The organism is Paenibacillus etheri, assembly GCF_001012825.1.
GTDB classification, from domain to species: domain Bacteria; phylum Bacillota; class Bacilli; order Paenibacillales; family Paenibacillaceae; genus Paenibacillus_AQ; species Paenibacillus_AQ etheri.
Genome location: NZ_LCZJ02000017.1, coordinates 87,760 through 114,390, shown reverse-complemented (window position 1 = coordinate 114,390; position 26,631 = coordinate 87,760). Strand labels below are relative to the sequence as shown.

General features: G+C 41.6%; 28 protein-coding genes and 1 pseudogene. 5 read left to right on the top strand and 24 right to left on the bottom strand.

Annotated elements, in window-relative coordinates:
- From UQ64_RS05480 to UQ64_RS05460, 5 genes are all read right to left on the bottom strand, one after another.
- Positions 1-985, bottom strand: a 985-nt coding sequence (locus UQ64_RS05480; RefSeq protein WP_156417456.1) for a galactose-binding domain-containing protein, incomplete at its 3' end; no start/stop codon positions are given.
- Between the two features lie 555 nt (positions 986-1,540).
- Positions 1,541-1,849: a hypothetical protein gene (locus tag UQ64_RS05475; protein ID WP_060622481.1), complete on the bottom strand. Its 309-nt coding sequence runs from the start codon at positions 1,847-1,849 to the stop codon at positions 1,541-1,543.
- 71 nt (positions 1,850-1,920) lie between these two features.
- Positions 1,921-2,619 (bottom strand): Crp/Fnr family transcriptional regulator, encoded by a 699-nt coding sequence (locus tag UQ64_RS05470; protein ID WP_060622480.1) that lies wholly within the window; start codon positions 2,617-2,619, stop codon positions 1,921-1,923.
- Positions 2,620-2,819: 200 nt separating this feature from the next.
- Positions 2,820-3,344 (bottom strand): hypothetical protein, encoded by a 525-nt coding sequence (locus UQ64_RS05465; RefSeq protein ID WP_060622479.1) that lies wholly within the window; start codon positions 3,342-3,344, stop codon positions 2,820-2,822.
- A 24-nt stretch (positions 3,345-3,368) separates the two neighbouring features.
- Entirely contained in the window at positions 3,369-4,868 is a 1,500-nt protein-coding gene (locus UQ64_RS05460; protein WP_060622478.1) for a DUF4153 domain-containing protein, read from the bottom strand.
- Positions 4,869-4,979: 111 nt separating this feature from the next.
- Here UQ64_RS05460 and UQ64_RS05455 point away from each other — a divergent pair, with 111 nt between their 5' ends.
- Positions 4,980-6,674 carry an ABC transporter substrate-binding protein gene (locus UQ64_RS05455; protein ID WP_060622477.1) on the top strand — a complete coding sequence of 565 codons (1,695 nt, stop codon included), beginning with the start codon at positions 4,980-4,982 and terminating at the stop codon, positions 6,672-6,674.
- A gap of 28 nt (positions 6,675-6,702) precedes the next feature.
- Here UQ64_RS05455 and UQ64_RS05450 read toward each other — a convergent pair whose 3' ends face one another.
- The 6 genes from UQ64_RS05450 to UQ64_RS05425 form a co-directional block, all read right to left on the bottom strand.
- On the bottom strand, positions 6,703-7,173 hold the full coding sequence (locus UQ64_RS05450; RefSeq protein ID WP_060622476.1) for a DinB family protein: 471 nt from the start codon (positions 7,171-7,173) through the stop codon (positions 6,703-6,705).
- Between the two features lie 14 nt (positions 7,174-7,187).
- Positions 7,188-7,631 (bottom strand): GNAT family N-acetyltransferase, encoded by a 444-nt coding sequence (locus UQ64_RS05445; RefSeq protein WP_060622475.1) that lies wholly within the window; start codon positions 7,629-7,631, stop codon positions 7,188-7,190.
- 52 nt (positions 7,632-7,683) lie between these two features.
- Entirely contained in the window at positions 7,684-8,130 is a 447-nt protein-coding gene (locus tag UQ64_RS05440; RefSeq protein ID WP_060622474.1) for a hypothetical protein, read from the bottom strand.
- The gene (locus UQ64_RS05435) at positions 8,123-8,986 is read right to left on the bottom strand and encodes a sensor histidine kinase (protein ID WP_245237863.1); all 864 of its coding nucleotides are present in this window, start codon (positions 8,984-8,986) and stop codon (positions 8,123-8,125) included. Before UQ64_RS05435 ends, UQ64_RS05440 begins: the two co-directional genes overlap by 8 nt.
- 641 nt (positions 8,987-9,627) lie before the next feature.
- On the bottom strand, positions 9,628-11,046 hold the full coding sequence (locus tag UQ64_RS05430; protein WP_060622472.1) for an NAD-dependent malic enzyme: 1,419 nt from the start codon (positions 11,044-11,046) through the stop codon (positions 9,628-9,630).
- Between the two features lie 84 nt (positions 11,047-11,130).
- Entirely contained in the window at positions 11,131-11,631 is a 501-nt protein-coding gene (locus UQ64_RS05425; protein ID WP_060622471.1) for a GNAT family N-acetyltransferase, read from the bottom strand.
- 219 nt (positions 11,632-11,850) lie between these two features.
- On the opposite strand from UQ64_RS05425, the gene UQ64_RS05420 reads away from it, so the two are divergent.
- Entirely contained in the window at positions 11,851-12,846 is a 996-nt protein-coding gene (locus UQ64_RS05420) for an acrylyl-CoA reductase family protein (protein WP_060622470.1), read from the top strand.
- A 309-nt stretch (positions 12,847-13,155) separates the two neighbouring features.
- On the opposite strand, the pseudogene UQ64_RS29880 reads toward UQ64_RS05420, so the two are convergent.
- Positions 13,156-13,743, bottom strand: a pseudogene (locus tag UQ64_RS29880) (cupin domain-containing protein); the annotation flags it as partial.
- A gap of 170 nt (positions 13,744-13,913) precedes the next feature.
- Between UQ64_RS29880 and UQ64_RS05410 the strand changes: the two are divergent.
- On the top strand, positions 13,914-14,771 hold the full coding sequence (locus tag UQ64_RS05410; protein ID WP_060622469.1) for an alpha/beta hydrolase: 858 nt from the start codon (positions 13,914-13,916) through the stop codon (positions 14,769-14,771).
- Positions 14,772-14,873: 102 nt separating this feature from the next.
- On the opposite strand, the gene UQ64_RS05405 is transcribed toward UQ64_RS05410, so the two are convergent.
- From UQ64_RS05405 to UQ64_RS05375, 7 genes are all read right to left on the bottom strand, one after another.
- Positions 14,874-15,368 carry a hypothetical protein gene (locus UQ64_RS05405; protein ID WP_156417455.1) on the bottom strand — a complete coding sequence of 165 codons (495 nt, stop codon included), beginning with the start codon at positions 15,366-15,368 and terminating at the stop codon, positions 14,874-14,876.
- Positions 15,369-15,488: 120 nt separating this feature from the next.
- Entirely contained in the window at positions 15,489-16,247 is a 759-nt protein-coding gene (locus tag UQ64_RS05400; protein ID WP_060622467.1) for an ABC transporter permease, read from the bottom strand.
- Positions 16,244-16,993: an ABC transporter ATP-binding protein gene (locus UQ64_RS05395; protein ID WP_156417454.1), complete on the bottom strand. Its 750-nt coding sequence runs from the start codon at positions 16,991-16,993 to the stop codon at positions 16,244-16,246. The genes UQ64_RS05400 and UQ64_RS05395 overlap by 4 nt, the downstream gene beginning before the upstream one ends.
- Before the next feature lie 124 nt (positions 16,994-17,117).
- A complete protein-coding gene (locus UQ64_RS05390) occupies positions 17,118-18,233 on the bottom strand; it encodes a glycoside hydrolase family 9 protein (RefSeq protein WP_060622466.1) in 1,116 nt (371 codons plus the stop codon).
- A 188-nt stretch (positions 18,234-18,421) separates the two neighbouring features.
- On the bottom strand, positions 18,422-19,171 hold the full coding sequence (locus UQ64_RS05385; protein WP_042187155.1) for a GTP pyrophosphokinase: 750 nt from the start codon (positions 19,169-19,171) through the stop codon (positions 18,422-18,424).
- Positions 19,172-19,257: 86 nt separating this feature from the next.
- Positions 19,258-19,641, bottom strand: a complete 384-nt coding sequence (locus UQ64_RS05380) for a hypothetical protein (RefSeq protein ID WP_060622465.1) — start codon at positions 19,639-19,641, stop codon at positions 19,258-19,260.
- Between the two features lie 107 nt (positions 19,642-19,748).
- A complete protein-coding gene (locus tag UQ64_RS05375) occupies positions 19,749-20,327 on the bottom strand; it encodes an LOG family protein (protein WP_060622464.1) in 579 nt (192 codons plus the stop codon).
- A gap of 96 nt (positions 20,328-20,423) precedes the next feature.
- Here UQ64_RS05375 and UQ64_RS05370 point away from each other — a divergent pair, with 96 nt between their 5' ends.
- Positions 20,424-20,741: a MazG nucleotide pyrophosphohydrolase domain-containing protein gene (locus UQ64_RS05370; RefSeq protein ID WP_060622463.1), complete on the top strand. Its 318-nt coding sequence runs from the start codon at positions 20,424-20,426 to the stop codon at positions 20,739-20,741.
- Positions 20,742-20,813: 72 nt separating this feature from the next.
- Here UQ64_RS05370 and mle read toward each other — a convergent pair whose 3' ends face one another.
- The 3 genes from mle to lepB form a co-directional block, all read right to left on the bottom strand.
- Positions 20,814-21,674: an alpha/beta fold macrolide esterase gene (gene mle, locus UQ64_RS05365; RefSeq protein ID WP_060622462.1), complete on the bottom strand. Its 861-nt coding sequence runs from the start codon at positions 21,672-21,674 to the stop codon at positions 20,814-20,816.
- Positions 21,675-21,938: 264 nt separating this feature from the next.
- A complete protein-coding gene (locus tag UQ64_RS05360) occupies positions 21,939-22,976 on the bottom strand; it encodes an HD-GYP domain-containing protein (RefSeq protein WP_060622461.1) in 1,038 nt (345 codons plus the stop codon).
- Between the two features lie 126 nt (positions 22,977-23,102).
- Complete coding sequence (lepB, locus tag UQ64_RS05355; protein ID WP_060622460.1) at positions 23,103-23,600, bottom strand: signal peptidase I; 498 nt, start codon at positions 23,598-23,600, stop codon at positions 23,103-23,105.
- 209 nt (positions 23,601-23,809) lie between these two features.
- Between lepB and UQ64_RS05350 the strand changes: the two genes are divergently transcribed.
- Positions 23,810-24,748 (top strand): alpha/beta hydrolase, encoded by a 939-nt coding sequence (locus UQ64_RS05350; RefSeq protein ID WP_060622493.1) that lies wholly within the window; start codon positions 23,810-23,812, stop codon positions 24,746-24,748.
- Positions 24,749-24,887: 139 nt separating this feature from the next.
- Here the strand turns inward: UQ64_RS05350 and UQ64_RS05345 are convergent, their stop codons facing one another.
- On the bottom strand, positions 24,888-25,283 hold the full coding sequence (locus UQ64_RS05345; protein ID WP_060622459.1) for a DUF4265 domain-containing protein: 396 nt from the start codon (positions 25,281-25,283) through the stop codon (positions 24,888-24,890).
- Positions 25,284-25,651: 368 nt separating this feature from the next.
- Positions 25,652-26,509, bottom strand: a complete 858-nt coding sequence (locus UQ64_RS05335; protein WP_060622457.1) for an SDR family oxidoreductase — start codon at positions 26,507-26,509, stop codon at positions 25,652-25,654.
- Positions 26,510-26,631: the final 122 nt, after the last annotated feature.

The following is a 26,631-nucleotide window of genomic DNA, read 5'->3' as shown; positions in this document are numbered from 1 at the left end:
GGGTTGGGGTTGGGGTTGCCGTTGCCGTTGCCGTTGGGGTTGGTGTTGCTGTCGGTGCTGAAGATGGAGTAAGGATCAGGTTGTCCAGATTCACGTTTCCAGTATCACCTGCATCATATTTATAAGTAATCGTGTTAGCGCCAGCATTCAAGGCAAGCGTTTTAATCTTTGTTGACCATGTGTTCCAGTTGGCCAGATTTAAAAGCGAAGTTTGCTTTATTTTCGTCCCGTTTACATAAATACTTATTGTTTTTGTGCTGCCTGAAGCATTTGCATATTTCAATGCGGCATCATAGTTTCCAGCAGAGGCAACATTAACACTAAAGGCAGCCGTTGCTCCTTGAGTCAAATAGCCATCTACAAATCCGGTTCCGGTATAACCAGTATGGTCTGTATTGATTTTTGCTCCACCGGATAAAGCAGCGTTCTCCGCTTCATATCCTGTCGTTGGGAGTGTCGTTGTGCTGCCATAAATCTCAAATTCCGATAACTGTGCTGCTGGCCATCCTGTATTTGCTGTAAAGTTCAATTTAACATATCTAACGCTTGCAGCCGTAAAGTCAATGGTTACAGTATTAGATCCGCTTGCTGGATTAAAGGTGTAATTAGCAGAGGCTGCTAAGTTAGTGTACGAAGAGTCATCTGAGCTCCCCTGTACCGATAATGTTTGAGTTCTTGTTTCCCAGTTCGTCGGCAGTTTTAGAACAACCTGATTGACGTTGCTTACGTCACCTAAGTCCACTTTTATCCATTGCGGGAATGCGTTACTTGCACTTTCCCAATACGTTCCCTGGTTGCTGTCATTAGCATTAGCTGGTACATATACATCACCAAATGTGCTTGAAGTAATACTCTTCCCTTGGGCTAAATTTCCCGCTGCTAAACTCACCGAGGGATATAATGCTAATTGACCTACAAATAATATTACAATCAATAAATACATTATTGCTGTCTTACCCGTAATTTTTTTAGAAGCTGCTATCATTAGAGAACCACCTCCCAAAGTTTTGTGAAGCTATGCAGCTAATAAGAATACGCTTTCAAAATAGTATTGTTATAGACATTCGCCTCCTAAAATGGACCTGATAGTTTTCAACGAGACTTAACAATCGCTTCATTATTAGCTGCCTGTCCTCCAGTATCCTTGACTCTCACTTCACTAAGTCTTTGATCAATACCCAGAGGTTGACCACAAACTAACTAATAATGGTAATAATATAAGTTATAGGTAGGTGGACGTCGATGGCGATTTCTATGCTTAGTATGTGGGATCTTACGTTCAACCAAATTAAAAAAGAAAGCTCCAGAGAGCTCTGGGATTACCCCTCAACTCTCTGAAGCTCACCCTATACATTAAATCTAGCTACCAACCTCTGTAGTCCATGAGCCATTAAGTTTAATTCGCTTGCAGAGGAAGCAATTTGTTCCACCGAAGCCCTTTGCTCTTGTGATGCTGCCGACACATGCCATGCCTCCCCTTACTTCACTCATACTGCTCATCATATGACTGTTACAATACTGCCAATTTCCTGTGATCGATTCACAAAGCCTTGAACTTGCTGTGACAAAGATTGTATGGATCGATTAATGGATTCCATCTGCTGCCTTCTGCCTGAAGTGATTCATCTCCGGCAATAGCAAACGACGCAGATCGATGCGAGGCAATTTGACCGATTCCTATCGATATTTCTGAGATTGTAATGGTATTGGTCTGCAGATCATTCATCTGTTTATCTGTTCCCGAAGCCACTTCACCCATAATATCTGATATTCGTTCTGTTGCACCTGCTGTTACTCGACTGCAAACGTTCATGCGAGAAATATAAAGATATTTTAAAGTGTAAAACATAAAAGTTCTTGTATTTAAAAAAGACCATTACTCCGCCTCTGGGCAGGAAATAATGGTCTTCAAACATCTGTCTATTCGTATAAATTTCCGTTTGCCAGCTCAGCGAGCTTCGATTCATCCAGTACACTTAAGCGTCCACGATTTCGTGCAATAATTCCTTCATCAATAAAACGACGTACGATTCGATTAAGATGCCGATAGCTTGTTCCAAGCAGTTCTGCTGTCTCTATAAGGCTAGAGGTCCGAATCTCCTCCACACGTCGGTCACCGTTTTTATCGGCGAATAAAGACATTAAATAACTGGCAAATCGATTCTCCACCGGATACAACAGGTTAAGTGCGGAGGCTTGGCCTAGCGTATGCAATTTGTGACTAAGTTCCCCTACGAGAAAACGTAACAAAGCTGTATTTTCCTCAAGCTCTCTTAGCAGTAATCTTCTCCCGGCAAAAAGAATCAAGCTCTCCCCCACGGACTCCACTTGATTCTTAACAGGAAAGCGATGAAGCAGCTCCACATCCCCAATTACAGATATCGGATTTGTAAACCGCACCAGCATAGACTTCCCGTTTGGCAACAGCGTCTGAATTTTGAGCTTGCCCTCGACCAATATGAACATCCCATCCAATTGATCGCCAACCAAACACAGCTTCTCTTCATCCGCATAACGTCTCAACTCCATTCTATGCGTTACCAGCGGGCTAAAAATTCCGTCCAGACCGTTCTTCACTGCCAAGGCACGGACAGCTTCACGGTCATTTATTGTTTGCATGTGGTGCCCCCTCTATTGTTTGCTCAAATAAGTGTAATTTAGAATACCCCACAAAAAAAGGACATATGTCCTTTTTTAAAATATAAGAAAGTATAAGTTTCACAACATACTTTATGTCTTATATTTCTCGCTTAAACGCCTTCGGCGTCCTTATAAGGACGCCGAAGGCGTTTATAATTGTAACAATATCCTAAAATATCTTACATCACAACTGAGTCCACACTATATCGGATCATATTCACTTTGTGATCTTGTAACCAAAATTCTAAACTCCGATGATTGATTTTATCCACATACCCGATAATATCAGCCCCTTGTTCCCCTCTTTTATAATAAGAAGAGCCGTAAGCTTCAATCACATCGTCTGCAGATGACGCGACGCGAATACCTCTGGCAGTGCTCATCTTCTGATCGGAATAGACGCTGATTAGAATGATTTTATCATCACCACGCGCTGTGGCTACTGTTGTCTCGTTATCCAAATTATAATATTGATACCGTTCAATATCGTCTCGGGGTTTAGGCGCCTGGGTGAGCGATTCGAGGCTCTGAAGCAGCTGAATGTCTCCCAGACGTTCCTGTTCTAGATTACTGCTGGATACGCGCGAGTAATGACTTTGCCTTGGGGCATTGTATAAATAAATATGATAGATTCCATAGCTTAAACCTACCGTAATAAAAATGATGATAAATGACCAGCCTTTACTAAATGGCTTCTTCCGCACTGTCCTCACACCTTCTTCTAACCTTTACTGTGCAAAATACTTCTCCAGCTCACGCTGTGCCCGATATTCCGGGAAATTAAAGGACTGCCACTTCCGCTCTCTTTGAGCACCGTCCCACCATTCATTTTTCAAAAATTGATCCAGCATCCCGTCTTCCTTACGGCTGAACTTAATCAGTGAAGGGATGACCTCCGGGGACAAACCGACCAAATAATCTGCGTCCAGCTTACCGCTTACCTCATAACGCTCCATATTCTTATTCGCAATAATGAGATCCATCCCGATATAGTTCATTACAACATAAGAGGCCAGACCTAGCACAATATAACATTTTGCCAGCGGCAAACGCGGAGCGGCTATACGTACAGCTGCAAGAATCAATAACAATCCCATAAAAATCATAAATGCATGAACTAGGAATCGAATCGTAGTATACCCATACGCCTCTTCATATAGAGTTAGTCTAGTATAGGCAGAATACAACATGACAGTTGAACAGCCAACCAAGATATACAACAGAATATTAATGACTTTTTGGAGCAGCCCTCCTCTCTTTCCGACCGATCCCAATGCCAGCATTAAAATCACGAAATTAATCGCGGTCACCATAATAAGCTCGAAGAATCCACTACGAGCATAATCAGCATAAGAACTACCCTCTGGTACCATCCCTTCCCAAGCTCCAAACAAGTAAGAAAATTGGACGATTACGAACAGAACATATACCGTGTTAATGGCTATAAGAATTGTCGTCATAATTACTGGGTCAACCTTAAAGGTGACAGGTGCCAGCACAGGGCCATACTCTTTAGGCTGCACATTCCAGTCATAGATCTTCGAATCTACATAACCCCACACTAATCCGAAAAATCCCATGCCCATCAGGAGTATCCACAGCGTCCGCACAATAATTTCGCCAAATGAAATTCGATCCAGCAAATTTGGCAGCCAAATTAGCACATGATGAAACACGCCATCAGCCGAGGCAAGCAAGGTGATCACAACAAGCAGTATCGGAAATGAGATTGCAAGTCCTGTAAACACTTTCCCCAGCACTTGCTTGCGCTCATCCTTCACCTTACTTTCACTACTTCTTTTGATGTCCTTGAACACAGTGCCCCAGTGACGAAAGTTCTGCGGAATCACATGCTCCAGCGTACCCCAAAGCATTGTGAACTGACTCCAAGAGGGACGTTTATCACTTAGCAAATACGTCATATGTAATAAAATCAACACCGGGATTACTAATAGGTTCAACCCAAAGTAGAACAGATTATGAAATAACACATAGGTCAACGAGAGTAGAAAAATCGCTCCGAACCAGAAGTAACTGAATTTAGTTAGTTTGCGCAGTTTAGCCTTAGCGTAATAAAGCATATACACATAAAACAGACAAACAAAAATAGGATAAGATACACCCGGCAACTTTCCGTAGAACAACAACTGATGAACAATCGCCAGTAAGAAGGCAACAATTAAAGCGGTAAGTGATCGATTAAGCTTAAGCTCCGTTCCATCGGTCATGGTAAACACCCCCATATTCTTACTTTCTTATCCTTATTCTAAATGATAAAATAAGAAAAAAAAGAGAAAGAATTTTTTAATAATTTCCTATTTTCTGAAGGGATCTAAACTATGAAGCTGCACAGCCAATATTTAAAACTACACTCTCAGTTTGGGGGAGCGACAGAAATCTCAGTTACGATGGATGAACTAGCATCAAGCTTCGGATGTACACATCGTAATGCCATGCACATTGTGAATAAAATGATACAACTCGAATGGGTTCAATGGACGCCTAAGCGTGGACGGGGAAGTCGTTCCTTATTACAGCTCCTTGTCCCCTCTGAAGAAATTGCACTGCAATCCATGATGCAGGCCATTAGCCGTAAAGATGTTCACAAAGCCATTGAAGGCATCAAAACCCATGCCAGCTCCTCCTCGCTGCAGGATACATTACAAGGTTGGCTGCTGACCTATTTTGGGCATCATTCCGAAATACGTAGTGACAAACAAATCGATACCCTACGACTTCCCATCACTCAGCAGCTACATACCTTCGATCCACTCCATATGAATCTTTTGGCAGAGTCCTTTGTTTCCAGTCATGTCTTCGACGGATTAGTGAGACGTAGCGGGGAACGCGATAAGATTGTGCCTAGTCTTGCTCATGCCTGGGAAGTCGATGAGAGCCGTACGATCTGGACTTTTTTCCTCCGCAAGGAAGTGTTGTTCCATCACGGAAAAGTACTTACAGCAAAAGACGTAGTCTACTCCTTGGGACGGCTGATGCAAACCTTTAAGCGAACACTCTATAGCTATATTTTCAAAGAAATCCAGCGGGTAACCGCGCTAAATCCATCTACCGTACAAATTACGCTTAAGCAGCCTAATGAGCTATTCCTCCCTTTTTTGTGTACGAGCAGAGCTGCTATTGTACCGCGTGATTTAGAAGGAATGGACGAACCTAGCTTTGGCCGCAGACCGGTGGGGACAGGCCCATTTAAGGTGGTGGACATGAATGAGGATACTTGTGTGCTGGAGGTGTTCCCTTATTATTTTCAAGGACGAGCCCATTTAGATCGAGTCGAAATACTATATGTTCCGTGGGATACTGAGACCGATTCCTCAGATACAGGCTCGGCTTTTCATGTGATTCAGAATCCTTCATCCACCAATTCTTCGTCTTGGAGTCGGATTCATTCGGAGTCCTACATTCGTAAATTTGTTACCTGCAATACACAAAAAAAAGGACCGCTTAGCGATCCCCTTCTTCGGGCAAAGATCGTATCTTGTTTAAAAGACGATTCAGCATCTGTAACGCATAAGTCGATAGAAGATCAAGAAGTCACCCTGCAAATATCCACCATTCCGCAATATGCTAGCGATGCTGAATTTATTGCTGCCAAGCTAGAGCTTCAAGGGTATTCATGCACGGTTGTTTCCGTGTCTCCAGAGGAATTCAAAGGCCCAGTCCGGCTGGAATCTGACCTGATTGTTTTCTCTTTATTTCGAGACGAGGATGAACAGCTTCGTTTATTTGATTTATACCTTACGCTCTCCCAGCATATAGAACCACATACCCGGGCAGATATTGAAGGCTGGCTCTATACAATTGCAAGGGAACCAAATCCTGTTGCTAGGTCTGAGAGCTTTAGTATTATCGAGAACCGTCTTCTTGAGGAGCATCATCTGCACATCTTGTATGAAAAACCGACCCAGACTGCTTATCTACCCTCTGTCCGAGGTGTAAGCTTCAATAGTCAGGGTTGGGTTGATCTTCGTCATTTGTGGTTCCCGCCGCTGCTCTCCAGCGACAGTACTTCGTGATATACGCAATGCCCAGTCGATTGCAGAATCATCGGAGCCCTTTTCCAATCAAATTAGCAGAAACTGGCTCCTTCCCGATTTCCCTTGCCCAGACGGACAACTGTCCGACATGATGAATCTCATGAGCGATCACATGGCGCATCACTTCGCCCCAAGTATCAGTCACGATCCGGCCATCCGCCAGGTGATCCTCAAAAATATTGTGCTCCAAACCCTCTTGCCACGAAAGTACAAAGGGTTCCACATCGGGCCGGAATTTCGCATCCAGTTCTCTTACCTGCTGTAAAGACTTGTAATGTTCGAAATCCTCCTGAAAATCCGGTTTACCTTGCAACACTTGAATCCAGCTCCACTCCACATCAACAATATGGAAGAGTGTCTTCAATATACTGCCTACACCACCCGTACGTGCCCCAAGTAGCTCTTCCTCAGAAATACTCTCACACCACTCGTACCATTGTTCACGAACTATCCAGTTATATTGAAAGAATGTTTGCAATTCAAGACCTCCTTTTAATGGGAACTTAGATGTTTCCGGTACCCTTCCACCTTCTCATCTCTATACCCTAACGATTCATAAAAAACATGCGCTTCCTTCCGCTTTTCTCCAGAGACTAAAATGATATAAAAACAGTCTCTCTCATGAGCTATTTCTTCTATGGCGAGCATCAGTTTTTTGCCCACACCTTGACGGCGGGCACGCGATGAAACTACCACATTTTCAATCACCATAAACGGCTTGCAATCCCCTACTAGGTCATGACAGACAATCCCCATCAAAGACCCCATTAACTCCCCATCCACAAAAGCGCCCAACAATATGTACCGACGATCTGCCTTAATCACTTTAAATACTTGTTCAAGTTTATTGAGATCAGAAGGTTGATTCATCAGCTCCTGATATAATTCACCAAGCTCATGGAGAGACTCCAATTCTATTTCTTTAATAACGACCATGAATGTTCAACCTGCTTTCTTTAATTTAAGAATCTTTTTCATATATGCTCCATTATTTACGAACCTTCAGTTCAAATTCATCCTTCTGCCCATCCCACTCAACAACGACCTTAATGATAGAGTCCTCATGTTCGAACGCCCCACTACCGGATCTCTCGGACTTCAACTCACTTTTCCTTACTCCCTTAGCATCTTCTAAGGTGTTACTTCCTCCACCCGATGTTCCCTTGAAGCTATATTTAAAAGAATTGATCTTATCCAGATCTGTTTGTTCCCCTTTATACTTAAGTTCGAAGGTAGATTGCTGCGAGGTTTCATAATCTGGTCTCTCACCCTTTTTATCGATGAACTTCTCCGTTGCCTTTTGAACATATTCTGCCGACCATACGTCCCCTTCACCTGAAAATGTATAGTTATGCTTATACGTAGTTGTATTGCAGGCAGCAAGAAGAACTATCATCATTCCAGACAGCATCAGTACGGATAGCTTCCTAATCATTATAGATCCCTCCCGATTCTGATAAAAAGCGAATAGTAACGGTTGTCCCCTTACCTTTAGAGCTATTATAATAGATTTCCCCATCATATTTTTCTACAATATTAAAGCAAATCATTAACCCTAAACCGGTTCCATTACTTTTTAATGAATAAAAAGGTGTGCCAAGCGACTTAACCTCTGCTTCGGACATTCCACTTCCTTCATCCGTGATCATGATCTCGATAAAATTATTATTTCTATTTGCTGTGACTGAAACGGATTTACCTACTTCTGAAGCTTCCAGCGCATTTTTTATAATATTAATGAGTAACTGCTTAAACTCAATTTTATTAATAGAAATAAAGCAATCTTCCTCTACCTTTATATCGATTTGATTATCAGATAGCATGGCATAGGAATGAAGCAGACCCGCAACACTTTGAAGAACATCCTTCACATCTACTTTCTCGAGTCTTTGATCTCCATTTGGTTTGGATAGGGTTAGAAATTGAGAGATTATCTGTTCTACTGTGTTTAATTCATCAATCATTAAGTTGAACTTACTTTTCTTAGTATTATCAAATGAGGTGTCTTCTTTGAACAATTGCAAAAAACCTCTAACCACTGTTATTGGATTTCTAATTTCATGCGCAACAGCAGCTGTTAATTGTCCTACCATCTTTAAACGCTCAGATTGCTGTAATTGTTCATAGTACAGTTGCTGCTTTTTCATCCGTTTAAATGATAAATGAAATATGAAAAATAATAACGCTTGAACAGCTATTATATTTATAATGTTGCCTACAATGTCATGATGTAAATAAGTATATAATTCACCTTCATCAATAAAGATGACATAACTAAATGTAATTACCATTAATATTCCATTTATAATAAAGGAAAAGTAGAACAATTTTAAATCGAAAAATAGAATAGAAAGTGCGGGAATAAGACAAATCAAAATATAGGTGGACCAAGTTTGAGGATATAAAAAGAAAAGGGTATAGAAGTAAGCAAATCCAAAAAGAATGATGATCTTTCTAAAGGTATGTGTCTCATACTTTGGATAGATCCATAAACAAACCGATAGAAACATTACACACAAAAAATGTACAATGTAACCAAAATCAATCGCATTCAACTCTGATGTAGCTAGTATTAATCCAGATATCATAAGAATAATGTTTAATAACATTACAATGTAATAGATTTTTCGATTCACTTGACTGTAAAACTCTTTCATGAATTCACCACTTCTAAATTAATTTAACCCTTATCATAAAACTAGTCATTCTAGAGGAAAAATTTAAGGGCACCCACTTGGATGCCCTTTCTACATATCAATGCATCAATCTCAATTCATTCATCTCATACATTATAGTGATTATATCAGCCACTTTACTAAAATGGGAATAAATACTTTAGCCCTAATTATGATACGACTCTCAGTTATGTGTCAATGTATAAAAAAATAGACTGCTCTCTCACTAAGCAAAGCAGTCCATTTATAGTATCGCCTTATTCCATATCTTTAGCAATATCCTTAGGGATCCGGCGGGCCACATCCGTTGCAATAGCTGCATGGATCACTGCCAGCCGCACTAACTCTACCACTTTTTCGTTAAAAATACTTGGGATTACGTATTGCTCATTTACCTCATCCGGATGAACGACTGAAGCAATCGCTTTTGCCGCGGCTAGCTTCATTTCAAGGTTCACTGTTTTAGCTCTGCAATCCAGTGCACCACGGAAGATACCCGGAAAACACAAAACATTGTTAATCTGATTCGGATAGTCACTTCTGCCTGTCGCTAACACGCGAACAAAAGGCTCGGCCAATTCTGGTTCAATCTCCGGTGTCGGATTAGCCATTGCAAACACAATGTTATCGCTGGCCATACTTTTGAGATGATCGACGGATAGAATCCCACCACGTGAGACCCCAATAAAGACATCTGCTCCCTGCATAACCTCCGTCAGTCCACCTTCAATACCTTCCGGGTTAGTTGCATCCGCTAGCTTCCGCCATTCCTGATTATCATACTGAAGATTTTTTCTAAGAACACCATCACGATCTACCGCATAGATGTTGCGAGCTCCTGCAGCCAGAAGCATATTACAGATGGATACCCCAGCCGCACCTATACCCACAACGACAATTCGAACATCCTCGATAGATTTATTTACTACTTTAAGTGCATTCAAAAGACCTGCCAAAACTACAACAGATGTACCATGCTGATCATCATGAAATACCGGAATATCCAGCTCTTCGGCAAGCCGACGTTCAATCTCGAAACAGCGCGGAGAACTGATATCTTCTAAATTGATTCCCCCAAATCCAGGGGACACTGCTTTTACGATATTAATGATTTCATCTGGATCTTTGGTATTTAAGCATAGTGGAAAAGCATCGATGTTCGCCAATTGCTTAAACAGCATAGCCTTACCTTCCATAACAGGCATAGCCGCCTCCGGTCCAATATCCCCTAGTCCAAGTACAGCCGTACCGTCTGTAACAACGGCTACTGTATTCCGCTTCATCGTCAAGGAGTAGGCTTTGTTCGGATCTTCGGCAATCGCCGTACACACTCGGGCAACTCCCGGCGTATACACCAGCGATAAATCCTCCCGATTTTTGATAGGCATTTTAGGTGTGATTTCAATTTTTCCACCAAGATGAGCTAGAAAAGTTCGATCTGATACATTGATTACTTTGACTCCTGGCATCTTCGATAGTATAGACATCATTTCTCCATTCGAGGCATCTTGCACGTTTATTGTTATATCTCGAGTTGTTACATCCTTACCTGCACGAATCACGTCAATAGCGACGATATCTCCGCCTGCAGTGGCAATTCCTGAAGCAACATCACCAAAAGAAGCAACCGATTTCCGAATTTCGAGCCTGACAATCATCGTTGTTGCAATAGCCATGAATTAGCCTCTCTTTCTTCAACCCTAAGATTTCAAATACACTATACTATACCATTTAAACAAACTTTCATCCTATTGAATAGATCACCTTAGTATTTTTCTTAAGATAGTATTCCCTTCCGCATCCGGACCAAATACATCAGGGATTGTAGCGACGGGCACAAAGCCATTTTTACCGTAAAAAGCAATCACATCATAATCTTCTGCATAGGTCATCATAAGTAAACAGTAAGCTCCCCTACTCTTAACAACCTTTTCTACATGCTGTAGTAAAATACCTCCTATTCCTTTTCTACGATGATCTTTACTTACTCCAATGTCTAGGACTTCAGCTCTAGCTCCGAGCGCGGGAATGCCAATTGGCGCCTCCTCATGCAGAACGGCAACAATACCAAAAGCATCATCTTGTTCATTCTCATGATAGGCATAAAACAATGCCCCCCGCTGAAAATGTGATTGTATGCGGCGTCTCAGCCACTGCTCATGGTTAGGATTGTTTCTATCCAGATGGATATGTTCAACCTCTGCTAAGAGATCTAAATACGGCTCGATATCATGCTCAAGGACTAATTTTATAGTAGACATTTCAACAATTCTCCTTCAAAAAAAGTTATATACCAGCAGTCTGAACTTAACATGTCCACTGTACAAATAATATGGAGAGTTTGATTATAATGTTACAATTCACAATTTAAGCGTCATCCACTTAGCTTGCGTTATATCATAGACAATGACAAGTTGACTGAGCAGAATAAATAGTATATACATGTCTTACCTATAACGTAGTTGAAGGAGCTTACACTTATGACAGAATCGTTTCAAGCATTAGTTGTCGACAAAGCAGAATCATCGTTCTCCGTCGCTGTTAAGCCGGTTACCTTAGAAGAACTACCCGCAGGAGAAGTTGTAATTAAGGTTGCATACTCCAGCGTGAACTATAAAGACGGATTAGCCAGTATCCCTAACGGGAAAATTGTAAGATCTTACCCTTTTATTCCTGGCATCGACTTATCCGGTATTGTCGTGTCTTCCACTGACGAGCGGTTTCATGAAGGGCAGCAAGTTATTGCAACAGGGTATGGTATTGGTGTATCACACTTTGGAGGGTATAGCGAATACACGCGTATTCCCTCCGATTGGATCATCCCGCTACCGGAAGGACTTACACTAAGAGAAGCTATGATCTATGGTACAGCTGGATTAACTGCTGCCTTGTCCATTCTAGCGCTAGAAGACCATGACTTATCGCCGGACAAAGGAAAGGTGCTCGTAACGGGAGCAACCGGAGGTGTGGGTGGATCAGCTATCGCCATGCTTAGCACAAAAGGCTATAGCGTAGTGGCCAGCACTGGTAATACCCGAGCTAACGACTATCTAAAAGCTCTTGGTGCGGAAGAGGTCATTTCACGCGAAGATGTTACTGGCAGTTCAACCAAACCTTTAGACAAACAATGTTGGCAAGGAGCTGTAGATTCTGTTGGCGGGAACTCACTTGCCGCGATTTTGAGTAAAATATCCTACAGAGGTTCTGTTGCTGCAAGTGGCCTGACCGGAGGTACTTCTGTTCCAACTACCGTCCTTCCATTTATTCTTCGGGGGGTTAACCTGCTCGGCATTGATTCCGTAGAGTGCCCTGCTGAGCTTCGCGAAAAGGCGTGGACACGGATGGCAACTGATCTGAAGCCTGCACAGCTTGAGAACCTTGTAGATCGTGAAGTAACCTTAAATGAATTGCCACAAGCATTGGAAGATATTCTGCAAGGAAACACACGAGGCAGAGTACTTGTCCATGTATCTTAAGCCATAACAAGTAAACCTCCCGAGAAATTTAATCTCGGGAGGTTTTTTGTGTAGTTACTCTTGATTATTCGAATATTGATAATTCGGCTGTTGTTGTACATAAGGCTGTTGGCGATAATGCTGTTCATAGCCTTGATTGTAGTATCCTTGCATTGGATAAGGCTGATATGTGAATGCCTGTATTGCTTGGGGCATTTGTGAAGATATCGGGATGGGTTGAGCTTGTATATGAGCATATGGCTGCATGTTAGGCTGCATATTTTGATGCATGTTCGGATGCATGTTAGGTTTCATATTTGCATGCATATTCATATTTGGAGCCATATTTGGAGCCATATTACTGACTCCCTTTACTTTATCTTCCTCACAGCAGTCGGCAGGCGGGCCAATGAAGGTTCCCGGTTTAATCGGAGCCAATGCTTCCTTTACCAAGGCTTCATTCAAACAGTAAGTATGAGCCAATACATTCGCAGGAGTTTTGCTCAGGATATCCGAGCCTAAGATAACCTCTGGAATAGGGGCATTAAAAATCGCAAGTAAATGTGTATTATCGGAGGTTGCTACCTCATAATGCCACCAAGCTTGCGGTACGTTCGCCACTTGACCGGGACAAATCGGGAAATGCAAAAGTTCATTTGTAAATGGATTGATTAAGGACACTACTGCTGAACCGCAGATACAATAGACAAGCTCTGCCGCATTTTGATGATAATGGGGTTCCACCACATTCGATTTATTAAGAAAAATATCAAGAAGCGAAGTATTCTCCAGTGTGTTCAACTGCTTAACTGATAGCATATTGATGAAGTTGTGGGCATCCTTTTTAAATAGAGTGTTAGTGTTCACATCGAAAGTGAATTGTGTATCAGGGGACGTATAGTCCATGTATGAAGTCACTGTTTATTCCTACCCTTCTGTTCCTATAAATTTTGAATTCCCTAGAACAACATATGCGTTTGCCTATGCCTAGGTGCCGGAGATCCACTGACTCCATTAAAAATTCATCTTTCCCTGTTAAACGGGGTATCCTCTATAGTGTTAAATTCTCACACTACAGGAGGCAAAGTATGAAATCGATTCACACTAAAATAGTATTAGCGTTATGTATCACTTTTTTCTCTATTATTGGTTTACTGCCTATCAATCAACACTCGGCGGTTGCAGCCGCTGACCACAAATCATCTACCAAACAAACTCCATTAACCTTTGTTCTAATTCATGGGTCTTGGGCTACAGCAGGTTTTTGGGATGAAACAGCAGCCGAGCTTCGTAAGTTAGGGCACACCGTCTACACGCCGGAATATGCCGGACATGGCGCGGATAAGAATACTAACGTAACGCATGAGCAAATCACAAAGTCCGTTGTCGACTACATCAAACAAAAAGACTTGAAGGATTTCATTCTGCTCGGACATAGCTTTGGGGGATCCGTCATCCAAACGGTTTCCCAGCAAGTCCCTGATCGGATCAAACGGATCGTGTTCTTCGATGCCTTTGTACCGCTGGACGGGCAAAGTGTGGCGGACCAGTTTCCGGCTGATTCGCTTAAATTTTTTGAACAGCTAAGAGACGCTTCCGGCAATAACACCATAACGCTTCCTTTCCCGCTCTTCCGGGATACATTCGTAAACACTGCAAGTCTTGCGCAAGCACAAACCTTTTATAAACAAGCTCCACCTGAACCAGCTACTCCATTATTCGAAAAGCTAGATCTCAAGAAATTTTACAGTCTCCAAATCCCTAAAAGTTATCTTTATCTGACGGAAGACACGGCCATCCCACAAGGCCCATATGGATTTCATCCGACTCAGTCCAGTCATTTAGGCGTCTTCCGCTTCATCGAGGGCAAAGGTGATCATATGACCACTGTCCGAACCGAGCCAAAAATGATGGCAGAGTTGATGGTCAAGGCAGGGAGAGATTAGGAACGAAAAGTAGAATAATTCAGTCAGACAATAAAAAGAGCAAGCGAATGGGGACGTTCCCTATCACGCTTGCTCTTATTCCAATTCTCCACATAACAACATTTAAGGATTCGGCTTCACTCCGGTAATCACCCAGCTATTATGATCTTTAACAAGTGAGATCGTCAGTAGCATGGAGGGTTCAGGACCATTTGAGGTTGCGGAATCTATGCGCATTTCTATGACCTCTGAATTCGGGTCAATTACTGTTTCTTTAGTCACTTCGTACTTTGTGATCCATGGGCTGGATACGCCAGTTACCCAGTTCAGTTCAACAAACTGCGGATACATCACCTTTTTAAGTTCTTTGGAGAAGATCGAATATTGAATCGACGCATTCCGGTGCTGCAAACCGAACCCGTATAGCTCAGCCGCTTGAAATGCTGTTGGCAATATAATTCGTTTAGACTCGGGGGCTGGCAAAGGCATTGCTGAGAGTAGCTTTCCATTAGACTGGATTACCGTTCCGTTATATGGCGCACCTATTGCGATTCCTGGCAAAAGCAATACGCCAGCGATTAGGGCGACCGCCAATTTCTTTGTGCTAATTAGAATCACCTCATAGATAGCTTTTTCACCACTTGTGAATTGAATTCTAATTATTCCCCGTCATCGCTAACTTTTATGTATTCAAAGAGCTCTATAATGACGGAATCGCTTGTGAGAAATAGAATTCTATTATAGTTCTACCGATTGCTTAAGCCGTAGGTCCGGTGTGAAAAAGAGTCGGTAGCTCAGCACACTAAGCAGTATACTTGTTATAGCTGCTGAAGCGGTGAATGAGAACACAATCAGAATCTGGTAGCGAACAGCGATTACTGGATCTGCGCCTGCAATAATCATACCCGTCATCATACCTGGAAGCTGGACAAGTCCTACTGTCTTCATTCCGTCGATGGTTGGGATCATACTGAATTTCACAGATCTTTTTCTAACTTCATGGATCGCCTGTGGAACCGTTGCACCTAGTGACAGCAGGGTCTCGATTTCCCCTTTGCTCTGCTGTATTTCGTGCTTGATATGGTTAATGAACAAACCCGAGACAACCATAGCGCTACCAATGGTCATGCCACTAATTGGAATGATATATTGTGGGGTCGCCTCAATAATATGTAAGCCAAGGAGAATGCCCATCATGAGAAATTCCATAGTAGCGATCGCAAGTCCAATTCTCCAGACTAATCCACGTAGCCCTTTCCCTCTTTTCGCTGCATTCCATGCGGCTACGCTTATCATGAAGATAATAATCAAAATAACATAGATCATCTGATCGGTTTTAAAAATAAATTGCAGTACATATCCGACCGCAAGCAATTGAATCGCCGACCTTATGGTGCCTACAATAATGTCTTTTTCGAGTCCGAGCTTTTGCCAAACCGAGACCAACATCGTCCCTAACACAAACAATAGCGTAAAACTCAATGCAGTATAACTCATATAAATGACGCTCCTTCTAACGGTCGAACAAACCTTTTGGCCAAAGCTTCCGCAGATTCAGCAAAAAAAGATTCACTCAAGTGTTGTTCCAGCTTACCTTTCCCCATAAACCATGTGGTAGTGCTAATTCGGCTAGCCTGTTTAAGGTCATGGGTCACCCAAATCATTGAAGTCCCTTCTTCTTTATGCCACTGTTCTAGCAGATCCTCAACCCTTTGAGTACTGTCAATGTCTAGTGATGCAGTAATTTCATCGAGCAGTAGAACATTAGGTCGCAGCAGCAATGACCGAATCAGGGATATCCGCTGCTTCTCACCGCCAGAGCAATCTGTCGCTTTTTTACTTAAATCCAGTTGTTCCAACCCTAGTTGTTCTAACAGTCTTTCTACAAGTTTAAGATCATAAGGTCTATCATGCAGCTTGCTGACGGTTCTTAGGTTATCCTCCACACTACCAGGCAACATAACCGCTTGTTGAGCCACAAAACCGATTTTCATTCTCCACAGCCTTGAATCCATGCTTTTAAATGAAGTGCCATTGACAAGCATATCCCCTTCATCCGGAGCATCCAGCAGAGCCATTATTCTAAGGAGTGTGCTTTTACCTTGACCTGAGGCACCAATCAAAGCGATCCGGTCCGATTCAGATATTTCTGCGGAAATGTCCGATAATAGATATTTCGTAGCTTGATCGCTGCTTTTCCAGTTCAATTTTGCAAGTCCTTGAATTTCAAAAATACTGCTCAATGCCTTACCTCCTTTTGCCACGCGCAAAAATATCATACTACTTCGTATTATAGCATTTTAGCTAACAAAAAAAGAGAAAGGCATCCTCTCTAAGAGATACGCTTTTCCCTTCAGTGAATTGAAATTATTGATTAAACCGAGCCGTAACGAACACTGCTGGTGAATTCCAGTAGATCGTTACCTCATTCGTAGAATAACTAAGTTCATGATCGGCAAAACACTGAGCGGCTGGTTTGCCCTGTAGATGTTCTACTACATATTCATCATAAAGCCCACGATCTGGCCCCCCAGATACAAGACCCGGCACAGGATCAACCACATGGTCACCAACAGATGGACGATGATGCGGATGCATCACTGGACGATTGCCAAATCCGGTAACATAACTGATATCCAGTATGTTGCGCCCCATCAGATAGTGCAAATGATCTAGCGCACAGTCTGCAAATCTCGAATCGCCACTAAAATATTCAGCCAGCAGCAGCAGCATCGCATTGTTCATTACGAGCATATTGCTACCCCAAATATAGTCGTCCTCTTTTAAGGAGATCCTATAGCCATCCTCACGACTCTGTTCTACTAACCGTTCCCCTTCATCTAGAAGCCCTTCTTTTAAAGAAGCATACAACGCACGGTCTGCTTGGTCTCCACCATTTAACAGATACGCAAGTGTGCCATAGCCCCCCATATCTGCCCAGCCTAGACTGGATTTTGAAAAAGACAACTGCGCCAGCTGTAGAACAGCTTCATGATATTCTTCTTTCCCCGTCGTACGATAAAGCTCCGCAGCTGCCCAATACCGCTCATCCTTGTCGTTCCCATCTCCATATTCTCCGGTGCTAATTTCTGGCGGATTCGTAAACCCTGGTGCATCTGGATGTTGAACAAGCCATTCCCAAGCTAGTGTTGCGGCATCCAGACATTTCTTCGCATAGACTGAGTCAAAGGGCTCATACATCCGTGCTGCCATAGCCATGACTCCAGCAAAATCTCCAGTGGCGGTGGCTGACACCGGTGAGAAATATAGATCTGCTGCATCATCCTCAGGCATCACATCCAGGTCAGGAAAGCTCAACGTAGTCAGTTTGTGGTACACTCCACCTGTTCTATAGTCCTGCATTTTGAACAACCAATCCAGCTCCACTTTGCATTCAAGCAGTACATCTGGCATATGGCCATCACTTTCAGGTATCGTGACAGCGCTTACAAAAGCGGATGGATATAACTCATAGGCAAGCAAAAGATCAGCGATGGCCTTGGCTCCGGGTCCTCATCTTCATTCTCCTTCCTATCAATTTGATGAAGCCAAAGATTACAAGTCTCTCTTTTAAGTTGAGAATACTCTATTCTAGTTGTAAGTGGCAATGATCTATCCAATAAAAAACCTAGAGTTAACCAGAAACGGTAACTCTAGGTGATATGAACAGCTTATTTGTCGCCAAGCAGCTTAATAAAGTTAGCCGGAAGTGTGAATTGCTGATTGTGAATCACTATTCTGCGAAGCTCCTCAAAGGAACTAAGATCATCATCTTCATCGTCGTCTTTAATTTCCTTAATGTCACGATGCAGTCGCTCCATCTGTAGGTCAAGTGCATGAGCAGCATCCGCAGCATTTTTCAACTCACGCGTCATGCTCTCGGGTACCGACTTATTATATTTATAAAATATTTTATGTTCGAGGCTTGCCCAGAAATCCATAGCAATAGTACGAATTTGTACTTCAACACATACGAGCTCCTGACGATCGGACATAAATACAGGTACTTGAATCAGCAAGTGAAGGCTCTGATATCCATTAGGTTTTGGATTCTTAATATAATCCTTCACCTCAAGTACTGTTAAGTCGTCCTGCTTCTGAAGCATTTCACTCACATGATAAATATCTGAGATAAAAGAACATGTAATCCGCAGACCTGCAATGTCTTTAATACAATTTCTCACAGAATCTAGAGATAATTCACCATTCTTGCGGAGCATTTTGTTCATAATACTCTCGGGAGACTTGATTCTCGATTTGGTATGTTCAATAGGGCTATAATCATGCAGAGATTGAAACTCCTGTTTGAGAATCTCAATCTTCGTCTCCATCTCATCTAGTGCAAATTTATAAATCAGCATAAAACGTGTGATCTCGTGCTTAAGCTTCTTAAATTGTTCGATTTGATTCTCGGGGGTCATTATCCATTTCTCCTCTTGTAGCGTTTCTCTATATTTATCATAGCCAATCCACTAGTGAAATTCAAATTCAGTGGTATGATGTGAGGTTATTCAAAGTTAATCTGATTCAAATCCCATATTTCATATGGGGTATTAGACAAGGGTTTAGTATAACAAGCCATTCGTACTTTAAAAGGCTTATCATTAATTTCAACCGTTACATCGCGAAAATAATCAGGTCTTGGAGCTTCTACAGGAGTTATAGAGAGGACTTTTATTTTCAAAGGATGCTTCATTAGGCTTATTTCTTCCACTGCATCAGCATCGGAACTATAATTCACTTCATTTATGGTTTGGAGTCTCTGTATATCCGCATTTAACTGACGTTCAAAATTCCATTTGGAATGCCCAACCTCTATAATGATCCATCCAATAATACCTACAATTACAACTGCACATAAAATGAATAGTACGTTCTTTTTTACATTCATTCGCTCGTACACCTCCTTGAAGCATACCCATATTCTACCACATCTAATGATTAGCAGAAAAAGAGCTCCCTCTCGGCAGCCCTTTCATCTGTTACAGTAACTGTTCTCTAGTTAAGCTGTTTCCACTTTTGTTCCAACGTTTGAGGGACATAGCCCTTCAATAGATGTAGAAGTTCCAACGGCTTATCTGATACGTTTAACAAACTAAGATGTGAAGCGTTAGAAAACCCCTCGTTAATGCTGTGTTGAATTAGATTCATCAGAGGATCAAAAAAATTCCTGATATTTAGAACGCCTACCGGTTTCTTATGGATGCCAATTTGTGACCAGCACAAAACCTCAAACAGCTCCTCATATGTTCCAAAACCGCCGGGTAAAGCAATAAAGCCATCCGCCAATTCTCCCATTTTTGCTTTTCGTCCATGCATATCGTCCACTTCTATCAGCTGCGTTAATTCTCTATGTACCATCTCTCCATTAAACAATCCTCTAGGCATAACCCCGATTACCTCACCTCCACCGTTCAAAACAGCATTAGCGACTTCACCCATTAACCCAATTCTTGAGCCGCCGTAAACTAAGCGATAATTATTCATAGCCATGTAGTTTCCAAGTTCAACAGCTTTAGTTTTATATTCCTCGTGTGCCCCTAAATTCGATCCTGCAAAAACACAAATTGATCTCAATTTCTCATCTCCAAACTATATATTGATAATATCCGACATCTAATATACTATATGTTGGAGAATAAATCATGTAAAAGATTAGGAGTGCTACATAATATGGAGATCAATGAAGTGCAGAAATGGATTAAAAGTTATTATGGACAAAGAGGCTGGACCGATTATGGTCCTTTTATACGGGTTGGCTTTCTTATGGAAGAAACCGGTGAGGTCGCTCGGGCAGTACGGTCCTATGAAATCGGAAGAGATCGCCCAGATGAATCTACCCCTCCACCAGAGCAACTGAAAAATGACTTGATTGAGGAAATTGGTGATGTGCTAGGAAATATAGCATTGTTAGCCGATTTGTATGGTATCACTTTAGAAGAGGCATTTACTGCGCATAAGGAAAAATTAGTTAAACGCTTTAATTCCTAAAGAGTAGTAGAAAAAGGGCTACAATCGGCATCACCGATTGTAACCCTTCTTTATCTAACTATTTATGCCTCGTTAAGCATTACCACCTGAAGTATGACTCGAAATCGCATTAATTATTGTTTCCCAATCATCCGGGTGAACTTCATGACCCGTTCCTTCTAGGGTTAGTAGCGACGCATTAGGAATTTCATCAGCAAGCGCCAGGCCATGCTCTATAGGAAGTACCGTGTCTTCTACACCGTGGATTACCAATGTAGGAACCATGATATTTTTCGCCTTACCCTCGTATTTATCATCCCCTATAAGAAGCGCATGATTAAACATACTGAGCAAGTTGTTGGCACGTTTTATTTCCATCCTAACTTGTTTATACGCTCTTTTCTCATCGAATTTATGTTTTGAACCACAGAGTATGCCGGAACCTGAAACCAAATAATCTGCTACAGCTTCTTCATCGGACCAATCCAGAGTAGCTCCATCCGCATGAAAAGCGAGAATCCTCTCATCCATTGGAGGCAAGTTCCGATCATTATCATCAGATTCAAAAAAACTAGATACGATCAAGGTTAAGGTTAGAACTTTCTGAGGATGGCGAATAGCAAGAACTTGTGCAATCATACCACCTAAGGACATCCCCACGATATTTGCCTGTTCTATATTATAGGCGTCAAGTAGCCCCGCAGCATCTTCGGCCATATCCATCACAGTATAATTGGAACTCCCAGGCTCATAAACAACAGAACGTCCCACATCCCGGTTATCATACCGAATAACGTAACGTCCGGTATCTGCTAATCGTTGACAAAACTCTTCATCCCAATAAACCATTGAACAAGTGGCACCCATAATCAGTAAAACTGCAGGATTGTTGGGGTCTCCAAAACTTTCCGAACATATATCAATTCCGTTTACTTTAAATATCTTTTCGCTCATTGTTCATTCCTCATTTCATTCGAATTTGGTAATCAAAGAATGCACACTTAAATAAGGACCTGTCACATTTTGAAATAAATGATGACGGTATCATTGAATTGTACCTCGAATTAACGCAAACGAATGAACTTGATAATCACGATAAGCACTCTCCTACTTCATATTAAAGGGTTGTTAACCCAATTTCGATTATAACATAAAAAGACTATCCTCTGATTTTGAATCAGGAGATAGCCTTTCCATTTTTCCAGACAAAACTATTCGTTAAATAAATACTTCCTCAACGGTCAAATTTCGCTCCTTGGATAAATCCCTAAACGTAGTTTCATCTACTTTCACTAACGGTTTAAAAATATCCAAAGGGTTGTTCATAATAATCGTACCTTGCTCTCCGTTGCTAAGCTGAACACTTTTACCTACGAAGTTCGGCAGTAAATGTCCAATCAGAGCTTGTACCGCATTTCCATTCAGCTTGCCAAAGCCCAGCTCATGCACCTTACGCAGAACGGTAATCAGCCCTTGTTTGGGTTGACTCGCTCTTGCAGAGGTCATCCCAACATAGGCATTAGCGACGGCCACAATCAGTGTATACGGGTGCAGGTCCGCCTTACGAAGCATATTAGGATAACCAGTCCCATCCTCGAATTCATGATGCTGAAGCGCCACCAGAGCGGTCTTCTCGTCATTCATAGATTTAAGAATAATATCGTATCCGTATGAAGTGTGACGCTTTAGTTCTTCAGTTTCCTCAGGGGTTAAGATCCCCGTCTTATTTAAGATAGATGGGGCGATCTGACTTTTTCCAATGTCGTGTAAATACCCTGCCCGGCTAATCTCGTAGCGTTCTTCTTTGGTATAACCTAACCAAGTCGCTATGTAAAATGATAGCAGTCCGACCTGTAATGAATGATTGTATGTACCAACGTCTTCTCGTTCAAGCAACAGCAATAAGGAAACTACATCCTTATGTTCATCCATTTTTTCCAGCAAGGGCTGCAGCGTTAGATCTACATCTGACTGCGTGAAACTGCCCTTGCTGAGTGCCTCAAGAAAAATAGATTCATAGTTTTGGATCGCTAAATCAAAGTTTCCATTCAGGCTTTGCGCCAGATTCGTTCCCTCATCATCCATCGCAATGCTGCGAGGTTCAATATCGACATAATCGATACGATGCCTCATCAGGAGGGTGATTTCTTCTTGGTAAACAATTGTCCCTTTTGGGAGCACGTGTAGACCAACACTATTAAAAGTGTCAAGCATAAGACAATCGCCATGTTTGAGATCTGTGACATGAGCTTTCAAAATTCTGCACCCTTCCTATCAATAGGTATATTTTACCTTAAGGATAGCTAAATTATTCCAAAGTCACAATATGGTTAAAGTCTCATTAACACTCTCAATTAGTTCAAAAGACCCCCGCTACATCACCTAAAAAGGAATACTAAAGTCCGCTATCACTTTTCCAATCAACTGATCCTTCGCTACAAAAGGAGTAGCCCAGAGATGAGCATCATAGCTTATATTCCGGTTATCTCCGAGAAAAAAGTAATGATCTGCCGGAACCGTAACGGGTCCAAAAGTATAGTCCATCCGCTCATTAAGATAGGGTTCATTGATCTCCGTTCCATTTCTGTAAAGTACTCCATCTTTAATTTCAATGGTATCACCTGGTAACCCTATCAACCGCTTTACATATCTTTTATTCTCATCACCTGCTACCGGGGGCGTAAACACGACGATGTCACCATGATCGAGTGTCGTCATCCATAACATTTTTTCTACGATTAGACGGTCATTAATTTCAATTGTAGGAATCATAGAGCCAGTAGGAACCCTCATGGCTTCAGCAACATAAGTTCTTACAAACAAAGATAGGACCACTGCGATAGCAACACTAGGCAAATATTGTTTAATAAATTTCAACATAATTGCTCACCTCATATTCATTTTATAGACTCTTTGATCGGTGCAGAAGCTTTTTTTTCGCTCGTTCATATTCAGTTCATATTGTCGTCATGTAGGGTTCACCTTCATCGGGTAAGCTTTCTTTGGCGAGTCGTTAATATAGCTAGAATAACTAATGAGGACAGGTGAAGATACGAGTGAAACCAACAGAAGAAATAATAAAAAAAAGGATGGGTAAACCGCTTCGAATTATACTTATTTCCATAGGGGCTTTAGCTACTGCAATAGTACTTTTTCTAGTGACTGTTTTTGTCGCTAATATTTTCCTCAATAAATCGGACCAAGCTAAAATAAAACCCTATGGTCAGTCTGTAAGCGTCGATGGTAAAAATATGAATGTTTTGATTCAAGGAAAAGGTGAAGAGACAATCGTGCTCTTACCTGGTTATGGAACAGTGGCACCGGGACTTGATTTTAAGCTGCTAATAGATGAACTATCTCCATTTTACAAAGTTGTCACGATTGAGCCTTTCGGTTATGGATTAAGTGATAGAACTGAAAAAGAGCGAACCACGGAAAATATTGTGAGTGAGATTCATGAAGCTGTAAAGCAGCTTAATATTGACCGTTATATTCTAATGGCACACTCTATTTCCGGTATGTACAGTCTGAATTATGCGAACAAATATCCAAACGAAATAAGTGCATTTGTCGGGATTGATAACAGTATTGCAACAGAAGACAGAACAAATGTTAAAATACCAACAGGAAAATTAAAACTACTTAGAAAATCAGGCTTGGGCAGATTGTTATTTAAAACAAGTGGAAACCCCTATGTTGGATTGCCGTTTGATGATGAAACTAAAGAACAATTGAGATTGTTTACGCTTAGAAACACTTATAATTACACTCACTTAAATGAAGTGGAACATATGTCTTCTAATTATAAAGGGGCTCTAAATTCAACTTTTCCAAAGGATCTTCCCCTTTTGCTCTTTGTACAAGGGGATGATACTCTCTTAAAGGATTGGATATCATTGCATGAAGAGCAAGTCAAAAATTCCGTACAAGGAAAATTGGTAAAACTTGATGCAGGACATTATCTGCACCATACCAAATCAAAAGAAATCGCCGAAAATTTTAAGACATTTATGAAAGAAATAAAATAAGTATAGATTGTATCGCTCAGATTGTCTAAACCGTTTCACCTATTCTCCATGCTGCTGCATCATGTGCAAGCTTCCTTGCATTTCATGCCGCAGCATTTTTTTCTTATTCATACTCGTTAATATTTACGTACCCTCACTTCTAAAACCGCTCAATAATGCGATTCATTTCCCCATCTACGTCGATCAAAGTATTCTTAGGAATATGAATGACCAACAAACCGCCAAAGATCTGTTCACATTTCCCATCATTCTCTGTGATCCGTTGTTTAAAAGCAGAAATGGCTGTTGAATCAACAGCCTCTTTACTGAGGAGCCAAGCGTACCTTTTGAAATGAGATTTCTGTAAAGTTTCCTGATAGTAATAGATCCCTAGTTCTTCTTTCACCCGTATAATATCACCCATTGTAACACTTGGATTAAAAATCGGCGTCTCTTCGATGCGGTATTTATCTTTACCAACTGGAGTAACATCTAGGATTTCAATTTCACGGCCCGCTGGATCGAAGCAAATATGTAGTCCTGACGAATCTAGCATCGGCGCACCTCAATTCTATTCAAAATCTGATCTTGATGATTCTAAATAACACAAAACACAATAAATACATTAAGCTTGTAATCCCGAACAACCTGAAGATTCCCGGCGTTAAAAACATATATAAACTATATGGAAAACTCCAAATAAAGGCGAGAAGCATGAGAAGACTTCTGTTTAAAGAGACACCTATCGCTAGTAATCCGGCAGGCAACACCAACATTACCATACTAATTATAATACTGGATTGATTCGTAACCTCAGCATAAGGATTAATGAATATAAATATAAACCATAAAAAAACGGCCATCAAACTGGATACATATCCAATGAGTTTAATGATTGTTAAGTTTATGGATTGCTCCATTCCATCACCTCAATTCTTTCGCAATAATTCTCTCCAGCCATTTCCACGGGAGCAGCGTTTTGCCTAAGATCAAGATCCGGGTGCCTTTGCCGATAGGGTACCTAAGCCTTGGTGACTTCATTTCAGTAATACGACCGATGAGATCTGCCACTTGCTTTGGATCAGGTGCAGTTTCAGCGGTATGCTTGGAATATCGTAGCACAGCGTCCAGACGGTCTCTATAAGGAGAACCCTTGGTTTGACGAATTTGTGCCATTCCTTTTCCCCAAATCGGGGTACGGAAGGAGCCAGGTTCAATTAATACTACACGTATTCCATAAGGAGACATTTCATGACGCAGACTTTCACTGAATCCTTCTACTGCAAATTTGGAAGCTGCATATGGTGCATACCCTGGGAAACCGGTCAACCCGCTTATACTCCCCACGTTAATAATCGTACCACTTCCCTGTTCCCTCATAACTGGCAGCACAGCTTTTGTCACCGCGACTAATCCGAAAAAATTCGTCTCCATTTGCTGGCGCCATTCCTCCATGTATATCTCTTCTATGAAGCCACCTATAGCAAAGCCTGCATTATTTACCAGAACGTCGATTCTTCCGAATGTTTCGTGTACAGAGGATATAGTCGCCTGTATAGAATCACTATCGGTAACATCCATGGTCATAAAATGAAGCTGCTTCAAGAGTCCTGCTTGCTCTGCCTGCTGTTCAAGCTCGCCTTTACGACTCAAATCGCGCATCGTTGCTACAACTTTGAATCCCTGTCCAGCTAGTTTGAGGGCTGTGAGCAGTCCAAATCCACTAGAGGTTCCAGTTATTAAGGCCACTCGATCATGCATTCGATCTAGATGTGAATTCATATTTGACTCTCCTTATGTTCCATTATTTCAAAAAAAGCAAACAAATGTTCTACTCCAGATTGACTATCCATTAATTTCAAGTTATAGTAAGTGTATCATTTATATTTCTGCGGGAGAAGCAC